This is a genomic window from Bradyrhizobium sp. WBOS07, assembly GCF_024585165.1.
Taxonomy (GTDB): Bacteria; Pseudomonadota; Alphaproteobacteria; order Rhizobiales; family Xanthobacteraceae; genus Bradyrhizobium; species Bradyrhizobium japonicum_B.
In genome coordinates this window covers 1,575,966-1,589,808 of record NZ_CP029008.1, presented here as the reverse complement: position 1 = coordinate 1,589,808, position 13,843 = coordinate 1,575,966, and the positions used below count along the sequence as shown (strand labels likewise).

General features: G+C 65.9%; 9 protein-coding genes. 6 read left to right on the top strand and 3 right to left on the bottom strand.

The genetic code is table 11. The features are described 5' to 3' along the window. Window positions 1–81: 81 nt before the first annotated feature. Genes DCM79_RS07415 through DCM79_RS07400 form a run of 4 tightly spaced genes read left to right on the top strand, consistent with a single transcriptional unit; the run spans window position 82 to window position 4,680 of the window. Window positions 82–735 carry an ABC transporter ATP-binding protein gene (locus tag DCM79_RS07415; protein ID WP_257179318.1) on the top strand — a complete coding sequence of 218 codons (654 nt, stop codon included), beginning with the start codon at window positions 82–84 and terminating at the stop codon, window positions 733–735. Next, window positions 732–3,194 (top strand): FtsX-like permease family protein, encoded by a 2,463-nt coding sequence (locus tag DCM79_RS07410; protein ID WP_257179317.1) that lies wholly within the window; start codon window positions 732–734, stop codon window positions 3,192–3,194. Before DCM79_RS07415 ends, DCM79_RS07410 begins: the two co-directional genes overlap by 4 nt. Continuing rightward, window positions 3,184–4,266, top strand: coding sequence for a lipocalin-like domain-containing protein (locus tag DCM79_RS07405; RefSeq protein ID WP_257179315.1), 1,083 nt, complete (start codon window positions 3,184–3,186; stop codon window positions 4,264–4,266). The genes DCM79_RS07410 and DCM79_RS07405 overlap by 11 nt, the downstream gene beginning before the upstream one ends. Before the next feature lie 27 nt (window positions 4,267–4,293). Next, a complete protein-coding gene (locus DCM79_RS07400; RefSeq protein ID WP_257179314.1) occupies window positions 4,294–4,680 on the top strand; it encodes an MAPEG family protein in 387 nt (128 codons plus the stop codon). Window positions 4,681–4,893: 213 nt separating this feature from the next. On the opposite strand, the gene DCM79_RS07395 is transcribed toward DCM79_RS07400, so the two are convergent. The 3 genes from DCM79_RS07395 to DCM79_RS07385 form a co-directional block, all read right to left on the bottom strand. Continuing rightward, window positions 4,894–6,087, bottom strand: coding sequence for an ABC transporter substrate-binding protein (locus DCM79_RS07395; protein WP_257179313.1), 1,194 nt, complete (start codon window positions 6,085–6,087; stop codon window positions 4,894–4,896). Between the two features lie 307 nt (window positions 6,088–6,394). Beyond that, on the bottom strand, window positions 6,395–9,565 hold the full coding sequence (locus tag DCM79_RS07390) for an efflux RND transporter permease subunit (RefSeq protein ID WP_257179312.1): 3,171 nt from the start codon (window positions 9,563–9,565) through the stop codon (window positions 6,395–6,397). Next, window positions 9,562–10,767: an efflux RND transporter periplasmic adaptor subunit gene (locus DCM79_RS07385; RefSeq protein ID WP_257179311.1), complete on the bottom strand. Its 1,206-nt coding sequence runs from the start codon at window positions 10,765–10,767 to the stop codon at window positions 9,562–9,564. Before DCM79_RS07385 ends, DCM79_RS07390 begins: the two co-directional genes overlap by 4 nt. Before the next feature lie 255 nt (window positions 10,768–11,022). Here DCM79_RS07385 and DCM79_RS07380 point away from each other — a divergent pair, with 255 nt between their 5' ends. Together DCM79_RS07380 and DCM79_RS07375 are read left to right on the top strand one after the other, a co-directional pair. Then, complete coding sequence (locus tag DCM79_RS07380; RefSeq protein WP_257179310.1) at window positions 11,023–12,177, top strand: iron-containing alcohol dehydrogenase; 1,155 nt, start codon at window positions 11,023–11,025, stop codon at window positions 12,175–12,177. A gap of 17 nt (window positions 12,178–12,194) precedes the next feature. Next, window positions 12,195–13,745 (top strand): AMP-binding protein, encoded by a 1,551-nt coding sequence (locus tag DCM79_RS07375; RefSeq protein WP_257179309.1) that lies wholly within the window; start codon window positions 12,195–12,197, stop codon window positions 13,743–13,745. Window positions 13,746–13,843 lie beyond the last annotated feature (98 nt).

Sequence of the window (13,843 nt, the reverse complement as noted above, 5' to 3'; positions counted from 1 at the left end):
GGTTCGAGACCAACGCAACCCGGCATTTCCACAGCAAGTGTGCTACGCAACAAGTCCTCATTCCGTCCGGCGCCATTCATCGTGCTGAGCATCCGAAATCTTTCCAAGACCTTCTCCTCGGCCGGCGAACCGGTCCATGTGCTGCGCGGTGTCGATCTCGACCTCAAGGCCGGCGAACGCGTCGCACTGACCGGCGAGTCCGGCAGCGGCAAGAGCACGCTGCTGCATCTGATCGCGGGATTGGACGCCGCCGACGGCGGCTCGATCCAACTGGAGGACGTCGAGGTCACCAAGCTCTCCGATGCCGGTCGCGCCAGCTTGCGGCGCGACCGGATCGGCCTGGTTTTTCAGCAGTTCAACCTGATCCCGAGTCTTTCGGTCGCGGACAATCTGGTGTTTCAGGCGCGGATCGCCGGCCGTCACGATGCAGCCTGGACCAACGAGCTGACCGAACGGCTCGGGCTTGGATCACTCCTGAAGCGCTATCCCGAGCAATTGTCCGGCGGTCAGCAGCAACGGGTCGCGATTGGCCGGGCCTTGGCGACAAAGCCCTCGCTGCTACTGGCGGACGAGCCGACCGGCAATCTGGATGAAGACACCGCCGAGGACGTGCTGGCGCTGGCGCGCGACCTCGTCGCGCGCACTGGCTGCGGCTTCCTGATGGTGACGCACAGCCTGCATCTGGCCGCAACACTCGACCGCCACCTCACCCTGCATGCGGGGCGGATCGCATGAGACGCGCGCTCTGGATCCTCGCGGTGCTGCTCAGCCATTGGCGTCGTCACAAGATGCAGTTCGCGACGCTTCTGGTCGGGCTGATTGCGGCGACCGCGCTGTGGAGCGGCGTGCAGGCCATCAACCAGCAGGCCCGCACCGCCTATGACCGCGCCGCGGCGACGTTCGGCGGCACCCGCACCGCAATGCTGGTCGCGCGCAACGCGGCGACGTTTCCGCAGGAGCTGTTCATCAAGCTGCGCCGCGCCGGCTGGCCGGTGTCACCGACACTGGAAGGCCGGGTCCAGATCAACGGCCGCTCGGTGCGGCTGCTCGGGATCGAGCCGGTGACGCTGCCGGCCGAAATCGGCGATGCGCCGCGCCTCGGTGCCGCCGATTTGAGCAGCTTCGTGGCGCCGCCGGGCCAGACATTGGCGGCACGCGAGACGCTGAGCGACTTGCAGGAAGCTGAAGGCGCGGCACCTGCGATCAGCAACGGCGCAACATTGCCGCCGCTGCGCGTGCTGCCGCAGCTCGCGCCCGGCGTGCTGGTGGTCGATATCGGCGTGGCGCAGCGCCTGCTGAACAAGCCGGATCAGCTGTCGCGGCTGCTGATCGGCAAGCCGAAGAGCAAGCCCGCCCCGCTGGCCAGCGTCGTCGGCGATCAATTGCAGCTGGTCGAGCCGAATGCGGAGACCGAGCTGGAGCGCCTCACCGACAGCTTCCATCTCAACCTCACGGCGTTCGGCCTGCTGTCGTTCTTCGTCGGGCTCTTCATCGTCAATTCAGCCGTCGGCCTCGCCTTCGAGCAGCGGCTGCCGATGCTGCGGACGCTGCGCGCCTGCGGCGCCTCGGCGCGGCTCGTCAATTCCGTGCTGGTGGTCGAGCTCGTCGCGTTGGCGCTGGTCGCAGGATTGATCGGGCTCGTGTGCGGCTATTTCATTGCCGCGGTGCTGCTGCCTGACGTCGCGGCGTCGCTGCGCGGGCTCTATGGCGCGCAGATCCCGGGGCAGCTCAGCTTGCGGCCCGAATGGTGGCTCGCCGGCATCGGCATCAGCATTGCGGGCGCGCTGGTCGCGGCGGCCACCAGCTTGGTCAAGGCGGTCACGATGCCGGTGCTGGCGACGGCGCAGCCGCGCGCCTGGCAGCAGCGGCAGCGCCGCTGGCTGGTTCTGCAAAGCTGTGCGGCCGGCGCCGTGTTCGCGGTCGCGCTGCTGCTGCTGCGCTACGGCGAATCGCTGATCGCGGGCTTTGGCTTGCTGGCGGCCTTGATGCTCGGCGCGGCCCTGATCCTGCCGGCGTTGCTCGAGCTCCTCCTGCTCACAGGCCAACGTGCCGCGCGAAGACCGCTGGCGCTGTGGTTCTGGGCGGACAGCCGGCAGCAGCTCTCCGGCCTGTCGCTGGCGCTGATGGCGCTGCTGCTGGCGCTTGCCGTCAATGTCGGGGTGTCCACCATGGTGGAGACGTTCAGCCGCACCTTCCTCGGCTGGCTGAACGGACGGCTCGCCGCCGACGTCTACATCAGCGCCTCCGACAATGCGCAAGGTGTCGCGATCCGCAACTGGCTGAAGGAACGCAGCGACGTGCAGGCGATCCTGTCGGGCGGCCGCGCCGAAGCGCAGCTTCAGGGCCAGCCGGTGGAGCTGCTCGGCCTGCCCGATCACGCGCTCTATCGCGAGCGCTGGCCGCTGCTGGACGCCGCGCCGCGGGCCTGGACCCGGCTGGTCCCCGGCAACGCCGCTTTCATCAGCGAGCAGCTCAGCCGCCGCCTGAATGTCCGCATCGGCGACGTCGTCGCGGTGCCGGCGCCTGGCGGGACCTGGGAGCTCGACATCGTCGGCATCTATGCCGATTACGGCAATCCAAGGGGACAGCTGACCGTGAACGTCGCGGCGCTGATCCGGCAATTTCCGCAGACGCCGCAGACGCGGATCGGCCTCATCGTCGCGAAGGAAAGCATCCCGGGCCTGATCGCGGCGTTGCAGAAGCAGTTCGCGCTCGACGACCGCAGCGTCGCCGACCAGGCGACGGTGAAGGCGGAATCGATCCGCATCTTCAACCGTACCTTTGCGGTGACCTCCGCGCTGAATGCCTTCACGCTCGGTGTCGCCGGGATCGCGCTGTTCACGAGCCTGCTCACGCTGGCGAATTCCCGCCTGCCGCAGCTCGCGCCGCTGTGGGCGATCGGCATCACGCGGCCGCGCCTTGCCGCAATCGAGCTGGCCAAGACGCTGTCGGTGGCGCTGTTCACGGCGCTGCTGGCGGTGCCGCTCGGCCTTCTGGTGGCATGGTGCCTGATCGCGATCGTGAACGTGAAGGCGTTCGGCTGGCGGCTGCCGTTCCACGTGTTTCCGGAGCAATTGATCGTGCTGGTCGCGGTGGCGCTGCTGGCCTCGCTGCTGGCGGCCCTCCTGCCGGTGGTGCGGCTGGCGCGGATGCAGCCGGCGAGCCTCGTCAAGGTGTTTGCCAATGAGCGCTGATCGCATCTCGCGCCGCGCCTTCGGCGGCGGCATTGCCGCGCTGGCGCTCGCGCGCCGCGCCGCTGCGCAAGGCTATGCCGGGCTCGGCGAGACCGCGGACGGCTTTGCGAAGGTGACGCCGGGACGACCATTTGCCTTTCCGGCCGATCACGGGCCGCATCCGGAGTTTCGCATCGAGTGGTGGTATCTCACAGCCAACCTCGTCGATGTCAGCGGTGCGGCTTGCGGCCTGCAATGGACGCTGTTCCGCCAGGCGGCGCAGCCGGGCCCGCAAGGCGAAGGCTGGGCCAATCAGCAGGTCTGGATGGCCCATGCCGCGGTGACGCGCGCCGACACTCATCGCTTCAACGAAACATTTTCGCGCGGCGGCGTCGGGCAGGCCGGAGTCATGGAAAAGCCGTTCGATGCCTGGATCGACGATTGGCAAATGAAGGGCATCGAGCCCGCCGACGATCGCAATCTGGCGCCGCTGACGCTGAAGGCGTCCAGCACCGACTTCAGCTACGCGCTGACGCTCGAGGCCGACCGTCCGGTCGTGCTGCAGGGCGATCGCGGCTACAGCCGTAAATCGGAGCGCGGTCAGGCGTCCTATTATTACAGCCAGCCGTTCTACCGCGCCCGCGGCACGATCACCATCGACGACAAGGCGGCCAGTGTCTCGGGCCAGGCCTGGATGGACAGGGAATGGAGCAGCCAGCCGCTCGACAAGGATCAGACCGGCTGGGACTGGCTGTCGCTGCATCTGTCGTCGGGCGACAAGCTGATGCTGTACCGGCTGCGGCAGAAGGACGGCAAGAATCATCCGTTCGGCAATTGGATCGACGCCTCCGGCAACACGCAGATGATCGCGGGGGACGACATCCAGATGATTCCGAAAGCGACGGTGGAGGTCGCAGGACGCAAGGTGCCGGTGGAATGGCACATCGCGATCCCGTCGCGATCGTTCTCGATCCTGTGCAAGCCGCTCAATCCGAAAGCCTGGATGGGGACCGGCTTTCCCTATTGGGAAGGGCCGATCGGCTTTGCCGGAAGCCATGACGGTGTTGGTTATCTCGAGATGACCGGCTATTGAAGCCGCGACCTCTAAAGGGACCTCGCGATGTATCACCTCACCGCCCTCGTCACCCTGCTGGCGATCGCATTTTACTTCTTCACCATCATCAACGTCTCGCGCGCGCGCACCAAGACCGGCGTCAAGGTGCCCGCGACGTCAGGCCATCCGGATTTCGACCGTGCCTTCCGCATCCAGATGAACACGCTGGAATGGATGCCGATCGTCCTGCCGGCGCTGTGGCTGTTCGCAGTCTACATCAGCGACGCCATCGCCGCGGGGCTCGGCGCGGTCTGGATCATCGGCCGCGTCGTCTATTTCATCGGCTATTCGAAGGCGGCGGTCAAGCGCGGCCCGGGTTTCGCGATCCAGATACTCGCGGCGTTTGCGCTGTGGGTGGGAGCGCTGGGGGCGGTGGTGTTGCGGCTGGTGTGAGGCCATCCGGGACTGCACATTCCGCTGTCGTCCCGGACGAGCGCAGCGAAGATCCGGGACCCATATCCACAGGGAGATGTCGTGACGCGAGTCGGCAACTCCGAGTCCCCGTAACCACGTCTGCCTGTGGTTATGGGTCCCGGATCGGCGCGCGCTTGAGGCGCGCTTGTCCGGGACGACACCGAGTGTGTGGGGCGCGCTGTGCCTATTCTCTCACTTCGTCAGCGGGCAGCCGCTTTCCTTGGCGGTGAAGAAGGCCTTGTCGCCGGGGACGGTGGCGAGCAGCTTGTAATAGTCCCAGGGCTTCTTCGACTCCGCGGGCTTCTTGACCTCGAACAGATACATGTCGTGGACCATGCGGCCGTTCTCGAGCACCTTGCCGCCTTGCGCGAAGTCGTCGTCGACCGGAAGCTCCTTCAGCTTCCTGGCGACGGCATCCGGATCCTTGGTGCCCGCGGCCTTGACCGCCTTCAGATAGCTCAGCGTCGCCGAGTAGGTGCCGGCCTGGATCATGTTCGGCATCCGCCCGGTGCGCTTGAGGAAGCGCTCGCCGAGATTGCGGCTCTTGTCGTTGACGTCCCAGTAAAAGCCTTCCGTCAGCACCAGGCCCTGCGCGGCCTGCAGGCCGAGGCCGTGCACTTCGGCAAGCGTCATCAGGAGGCCGGCGAGCTTCTGACCACTTGCGACGATGCCGAACTCGGACGCCTGCTTGATCGAGTTGGTGGTGTCGAGGCCGGCATTGGCGAGGCCCACGATCTTCGCCTTCGAGCTCTGCGCCTGGAGCAGGAAGGAGGAGAAGTCCGAGGAGTTGAGCGGCACGCGCACCGAGCCGACCACCTTGCCGCCGTTGGCGGCGACGATCTCGCTGGTGTCCTTCTCCAACGCATAGCCGAAGGCGTAATCCGCGGTGAGGAAGAACCAGGTGTCGCCGCCGGCCTTGGTCAACGCGCCGCCGGTGCCGACGCCGAGCGCACGGGTGTCATAGGCCCAGTGGAAGCCATAGGGCTGGCAGGCATCGCCTGTCAGCCGCGAGGTCGCGGCGCCGACGACGATGTCGATCTTCTTCTTTTCCTTGGAGAGCTCGTGGATCGCGAGCGCGACCGAGGAGGTCGTCAGCTCGGTGATCATGTCGACGTTCTCGACGTCGTACCAGCGCCGCGCGATCGAGGCTGCAAGGTCCGGCTTGTTCTGGTGGTCCGCGGTGACGAGCTCGATCTTCTGGCCGAGCACCTCGCCGCCGAAATCCTCGATCGCCATCCTGGCCGCCTCGACCGACCATTTGCCGCCGTAATCGGCATAGACGCCGGACTGGTCGTTGAGGATGCCGATCTTGACGCCTTGGGCGGAGGCCGGCGCCGCCAGCACCAGAGCGGAGGTTACGACGGCGGCCAAAAGTGCTGATTTCATCCATTATCTCCCAGCAGTTTCTGTTTTGAAATCGCGCGGATATTAGGGAAGAACCCCGCGCCTGCCCATCCGTTTCAAGTTGGTCGTTAGTATGAAGGGCTCGCCGCACAACAACTGGTGTCGTCCGGACGAGCGAAGCGCAGATCCGGGATCCATAGCCACAGGAAGTAGTTTGACGAAGACTCGGAGTGACCGTGTCGCACCAAACTCCTCCCTGTGGTTATGGATCCCCGCGCCCCGTGCGCAATTGCGCACTAGGCGGGGATGACACCGTGAATGAGGGGACGCGAGTGGCCGCTACCGACACTTACGAGGCCGCCAGCTCCGGCTTCTTGCCTTCGTTCCGCCCCTCCGCCAGGTTCCGCACCACCACATAGAAGATCGGCGTGAACAGCAGGCCGAACAGGGTGACGCCGATCATGCCGAAGAACACGGCAACGCCCACCGCCTGCCGCATCTCGGAACCGGAGCCGGTCGAGATCACCAACGGCAGCACGCCGAGGATGAAGGCGAAGGAGGTCATCAGGATCGGCCGCAGGCGCAGACGGCAGGCCTCGATCACGGCTTCCAGCCGCGGCCTGCCTTCATTCTCGATGTCGCGGGCGAACTCGACGATCAGGATCGCGTTCTTTGCGGCTAGCCCCACCAGCACGACGAAGCCGATCTGGGTGAGGATGTTGACGTCCTGGCCCATGAGGCGCACGCCGATGGTGGCAGCCAGCAGGCACATCGGCACGATCAGGATCACCGCGAACGGCAGGGTCCAGCTGCCATATTGCGCGGCCAGCACGAGATAGACGAACAGCACGCAGATCGGGAACACGTAGAGGCCGGCATTGCCGCCGGTGACCTGCTGATAGGACAGATCCGTCCATTCAAAGGTGAAGCCGCTCGGCAAGGTGTCGTTCGCCAGCTGCTTGATGGCGTTGAGCGCGGTGGTCGAGCTGGTGCCTGGTGCGGGCTCGCCCTGGAGCTCGGACGCGGCATAGAGATTGTAGCGCGCGACGCGATCGGGGCCCGAGACGTCCTTGAACTCGACCACGCTGCCGAGCATCACCATGTCGCCGGAGGCATTGCGCGTGCGCAGGCGTGCGAGATCGCTCGGCTCCTTGCGGAACGGGAAGTCGGCCTGCGCGGTGACGTGATAGGTGCGGCCGAACAGGTTGAAGTCGTTGACATAGGTCGATCCGAAATAGCTCTGGATCGTGTCGTTGATGTTCGAGATGGGAACGCCGAGCTTCTGCGCCTTGGTGCGGTCGATATCGACGAAAAGCTGCGGCGTGTTGGCCGTGAACGGCGAAAACACGGAGGGGCCGAGCAGGAGGGGCGATTTGCGCGCTGCGGCGACGAGTTCATCGGTGGCCGCGGCGAGCATTTCAGGCCCGCGGCCCTGGCGGTCCTGGATGCGGATGGTGAAGCCGCCGCCGGTGCCGATGCCGGGCACGGCCGGCGGCGGAATCACGATGATGAAGGCGCCCTGGATCGCGGACAGGCGCTTGCGCAGTTCGACCGTAATGGCGGTTGCGGACAGCCCCTTCTTGATCCGCGCCTCGGGCTCGTCGAACACCGGGAACAGCGCCGCCGCATTGCCGGCCTGCGTGCGGGTGGCGCCTGAGAAGCCGGCAAAGGCGGCGACGCGGACTATGCCCGGCGTATCGAGCGCGATCCGCTCGATCTCGCGCACCACCTCGGTGGTGCGCGCCAGCGAGGCCGCACCGGGCAATTGCACGGACACGATGACGTAGCCGCGATCCTGCGCCGGAATGAAGCCCTGCGGCGTGGTCACGATCAGCCAGCCGGCGCTGCCGATCAGCACGACGTAGATCAGGAGCATCAGCACCGAATGCCGGATCACAAAGTTGGCGAGGCCGGCATAACCGTGCGCGAGGCGGTCGAACACGCGGTTGAACACGCCGGTGAAGGCACCCCAGGCCCGCGCGACGACGTTCCAGCTCGCCGGCGGGCGCTTCGCCTCGTGCGGGGTGAGGATCAGCGATGCCAATGCCGGCGACAGCGTCAGCGAGCAGAAGCAGGAGATCGCGGTCGCAACCGCGATGGTGACCGCAAACTGCTGGAAGAACTGCCCGGAAATGCCGCCGAGAAACGCCGTCGGCACGAACACCGCACACAGCACCAAGGCGATCGAGACCAGCGCGCTGCCGACTTCCTCCATGGTTTTCAGCGCGGCGTCGCGCCGGCTCATGCCGTGCTCGAGATGTCGCTCGACATTCTCGACCACCACGATCGCGTCGTCGACCACGATGCCGACGGCGAGGACGAGGCCGAACAGCGTGAGATTGTTGATGGAGAAGCCCAGCGCCGCCATCACCGCGAAGGTGCCGACCAGCGACACCGGGATGGCGATGATCGGAATGATCGCGGGACGCCATCCCTGCAGGAACACCAGCACCACGATCACCACGAGCAGCATGGCCTCGTAGATGGTCTTGATCAGCTCGTGCACCGACTGGGCGATGAACTCGGTGGGATTGTAGCCGATATTGTAATCGAGGCCCTTCGGGAAACTCTCCTTCAGCCTCGTCATGGTGTCGTTGATGTTCTTTGCCGTGGCGAGAGCGTTCGACCCCGGCCGCTGCGTCACCAGCATGGCGACCGCGGATTTGCGCAGCAGGAAGCTGTTGGTGGAATAAGCCAGCGCCCCGAGCTCGACGCGGGCGACGTCGCGCAACCGCACGACGCGGCCGTCGGACCCGGCCTTGATCAGGATGTCCTCGAACTGCTTCTGGTCCTTCAGCCGGCCGGTGAAGGTGAGATTCGGCTGGAAGGCGCGGTCGGCGATCGGCGGCTCGGCGATCTGGCCGCCGGCGATCTGCACGTTCTGGGCCCGGATCGCAGCCAGCACCTCGGCCGAGGTCAGGCCGAGATTGGCGATCCGGTCGGGGTCGAGCCACAGCCGCATCGAATAGTCGCGCGCGCCGAAGATCTGGATGTCGCCGACGCCGTCGAGGCGCAGCAGCTGGTCGCGGACCTGGAGCAGTGCGTAATTGGAGATGTAGAGCTGATCGAAGGTGTCGTCAGGCGACAACATGAACACGACCATCAGGATGTCGGGCGAGTTCTTGCGCGTGGTGACGCCGTTGCGCTGGACTTCCTCGGGCAGCCGCGGCTGCGCGATGGCGACGCGGTTCTGCACCAGCACCTGGGCCTTGTCGAGGTCGGTGCCGAGCTTGAAGGTGACGGTGATGGTGAGCTGGCCGTTCGAGGTGGCCTGGCTGTAGAGATACAGCATGTCCTCGACGCCGTTGATCTCCTGCTCGATCGGAGCTGCGACCGTATCGGACACGGTCTGCGCGGAGGCGCCGGGATATTGCGTCGTGACCACCACGGTCGGCGGCACCACTTGCGGATATTCCGAGACCGGCAGCGTGGTGTAGGCGAGCGCGCCGACGATCAGGAGCACGATCGACAGCACCATCGCCAGGATGGGCTGGTTGATGGAGAGACGGCCGAGATTCATGACTTGTTACCGGCTGGGGCTGGCGCGGTCTGCGGTGCGACCTTGGCGCCGACCCGGGCGCGCTGGATGCCGTTGACGATGACGCGGTCCTCCGCCTTCAAGCCCTCGCGGATCACGCGCAGGCCGTCGTCCAGCGGACCGAGCACGACGGGACGCGCCTCGACGGTGTCATCGGGCTTGACCACGAAAACGATCTTGCGGGACTGGTCGGTCGCGACGGCGGCATCGGGGATCAGCAGAGCCTCATAGGGCGCGCTGCCGATCAGCCTGACACGGCCGAACTGGCCGGGCAGGATCGAAAGGTCGGTGTTCTTGACGACCGCGCGGCTCCGCAGCGTGCCGGTCGAGACGTCGAGGCGGTTGTCGAGAAAGTTGATGGTGCCTTCATGCGACGGTTTGGTCTCGCCGGCGAGCGTCACCTGCACCGGGTTCGCCGTGTCGCGCGAGCTCGGGCGCCGGCCTTCGAACCACAGCTTGCTATATTTGATGAAGGTCGCCTCATCCATGTCGAAATAGATGTAGATCGGATCAAGCGTGACGATGGACGTCAGCAATGTCGACGTGCCGCTGTCGCTGCCCTGCACGAGATTTCCGGGACTGACGAGATGGCGGCTGACGCGTCCCGTCAGCGGCGCCGTCACATGCGTGAACTCGATGTTGAGCTTGGCGGCCTTCAGCGCGCCTTCGGCCTGCATCTCGGCGGCATGCGCGGCCTGCAGGGCTTGGCGGCGCTGATCGACGACTTGCTCGGAGACCGCGCTGGTCTGCACCAGACTGAGGCCGCGGTCGAGCTCGCGCTTGGCAAGCTCCACCTTGGCCCGTGCATCGGACAGCTGGCCTTCCGCCTGTATCGCCACCGCCTCGAACGGGCGCGGGTCGATCACGTAGAGCAGATCGCCCTGTCGCACGATCGCGCCGTCCTGGAAGTCCACCGAGTTGACGAAGCCGCCGACGCGCGGGCGCACCTGCACCTCCTCGACCGCCTCGAAGCGTCCGGTGAACTCGTCCCAATCGGTGACGGTGCGCTTGACCGGCTGGGCCACCGTCACCGCCGCCGGCGGCGGAGCGGCGGCCTGCGAAGCCGGCTTGTCACAACCGGTGAGCGCGACAGCCGCGACGAGCAGCGCGGTGATTGCAATCGGTCGGGCCAGAACGAAATCGTGCTTTTTGACAAACCGCTCGCTTCCATCCGGTCCGCTCATCCCAGGTCCTCGCACAAAAGCCGCAGAAAGCCACATGGTACGCTTCTACCTGCGGGCGCCACAAGATGGGTGGCCAAGATGAACTCTTCAAGACTGCGATGCGCGCAATGCTCGGACGAGCGCCCTGGCCGGAAGACGGGTTGACAGTTCGAGAGCCGGCTTCGGCGCCCTCAGCGCCTTCACACATGACGGGACCTAGCGGCTCGGCTAGATTAACCTGCACAAAAACAAGGCGAATTGTCCGGGAGGACAGGCGTGCACCAGGGACGTGTCGTTTTCGGCGCGATCGAGGAGGTCGTATTCGGCCATCCCGCGGCGGGCGCCATCGTCGCGCAGATGGACCGGCTGGGAACGCGCCGCGCCTTCCTGATGGTCTCTGGCACGCTCAACCGGCAAACCGACGAAATCGAGACGATCAAGCAGGCGCTGGGCCCGCGCTGCGCCGGCCTGTTCGACGCCATGCCGGCGCATACGCCGCGCGAGGCGGTGATCGCGGCCACACATGCGGCGCGCGCGGCGGAGGCTGATCTGATCGTCACCGTGGGTGGCGGCTCGATCACCGACGGTGCCAAGGCGGTGCAGCTTTGCCTCGCCAATGGCATCACCGATATAGACGGCATCGAGCGCATCCGCGTCCGCAAGGGCATCGCACCCGAGATGAATGCGCCGACGGTGCGGCAGGTCAGCGTGCCGACGACGATCGCCGGGGGCGAGTTCAGCGCGATCGCCGGCGTCACCGACCGCAGCACGAACGTGAAGCAGATGCTGCGGCATCCGCTGACCGTGCCGCGCGCGACCATCCTCGATCCGGCCATCACCGTGCACACGCCGGAATGGCTGTTCCTGTCGACCGGCATCCGTGCCATCGACCATTGCGTCGAGGCGATCTGCTCGCGCGAGACGCATCCCTATGCCGACGCGCAGGCGGTGAAGGGCCTCGCCATGCTCGCCGACGCGCTGCCGCGGGTGAAGGCCAATCCCGCCGATCTCGACGCGCGAATGGACGCGCAGATCGGCACCTGGCTATCGATGGGCGCGCTCGCTGCCGGCGTGCCGATGGGCGCGAGCCACGGCATCGGCTACGTGCTGGGCGCGGCCTTCGATGTGCCGCACGGCTACACCTCCTGCGTCATGCTGCCGGCGGTGATGCGCTGGAACGGGCGCGACAATGCCGAGCGGCAGATGATCGTCGCCGCCGCCATGGGCTATCCCGGCCACGACGCCGCCGACGTGCTCGATGCCTTCATCCGCTCGCTCGGCATGCCGCGCAGCCTCGCCGAGGTACATGTGTCGCCCGAGCACTTCGAGTCGATCGCCGAACAGGCGATGCGCACGCCCTGGGTGCCGCGCAACCCGCGCAAGATCGAAGGCCCGGCAGAGGTGCGCGAAATCCTGCTTCTCGCCGCATGATTCAAGCCGGAGGATAGATGTACACTGGTCACCACGCCCGCCTGCGCCCGCTGCAACCCGCCTTCATCATGGCGTCGACCGGCGAGGCCGTCACCTATCGCGAGCTCGAGGCGCGCAGCAACCGGCTGGCGCATCTGTTCCGCAAGCAAGGCTTGAGGCGGCTCGACCATTACTCGATCTTCATGGAGAACAATTCGCGGTACCTGGAAGCCTGCGGCGCGGGCGAACGCTCCGGGCTGTACTACACCTGCATCAACTCCTTCCTGACACCGGGCGAGCTCGCTTATCTGCTCGTCAACAGCCAGTCCAGGATCCTGATCACGTCGGTGGCGAAGCTCGACATCGCGCGCGAGGCGATCAAGTCCTGCCCCGATATCAAGCTCTGCATCGTCGCCGATGGCCCGGGCGAAAGCGAGCGCATCGTCGGGCTTGCGGACGTGACCGCGGACATGCCGGCGACACCGATCGCGGACGAATGGCTGGGCACGGCCATGCTGTACTCGTCCGGCACGACGGGACGGCCGAAAGGCATCCTGCGGCCGCTGCCGGAGGAGCCGCCGAAGCACAATCTGCCGCTGTTCGATTTCCTGACCAAGCTCTGGCACTACCGTGAGGGCATGGTCTATCTCTCGCCGGCCCCGCTCTATCATTCCGCACCGCAAGCCGCCGTGAACCTCACGATCCGCATGGGCGGCACCGTGATCATCATGGAGAGCTTCGATCCCGAGCGCTACCTCGAGCTGGTCCAGCGCTGGGGCATCACCCACACCCAGCTGGTGCCGACGATGTTCTCGCGCATGCTGAAGCTGCCGGAGGATCTCCGCAAGCGCTACGACCTGTCGTCGCTCGAGATCGCGATCCATGCCGCCGCGCCCTGCCCGGCGCTGGTCAAGGACGACATGATCAAATGGTGGGGACCCATCATCCACGAATATTACGGCGCGACCGAGGGCCTCGGCTTCACCGCCTGCAACAGCGAGGAATGGCTTAGCCATCGCGGCACCGTGGGCAAGGTGCTGCTCGGCGACCTCCACATCCTCGACGAGAACATGCGGGAATGTCCGGCCGGCACGCCCGGCCAGGTCTGGTTCAAGACGGCGACGCCGTTCGAATATTTCAACGATCCGGAGAAGACCAAGGAGGCGCGCTCGGCCGACGGCAGCATGAGCACGGTCGGCGATGTCGGCTATGTCGACCAGGACCGCTTCCTGTACCTGACCGACCGCGCGACCTTCATGATCATCTCCGGCGGAGTGAACATCTATCCGCAGGAATGCGAAAACCTCCTGATCACCCATCCGAAGGTCGCCGATGCCGCGGTGTTCGGCGTGCCCAATGCCGATCTCGGCGAGGAGGTGAAGGCGGTGGTGCAGCCGATGCCGGGCGTGGTGCCGGACGCGGCGCTGGCCGAGGAGCTGATCGCGTTCTGCGCGAAATCGTTGTCGCGGCAGAAGGTACCGCGCTCGGTCGATTTCGAGAAGGAATTGCCGCGGTTGCCGACCGGGAAGCTGTACAAACGCCTGCTGCGGGACCGCTATTGGGGAAACAAGGCGTCAAGGATCGTGTGAGGTGACTGTCACGCGAACCCGGGATCCATAACCACAGGGCGTGGTTGTCGCGCGAGCAGACAACTCCGAGTCATCGCAAAACTCCTCCCTGGGATTAT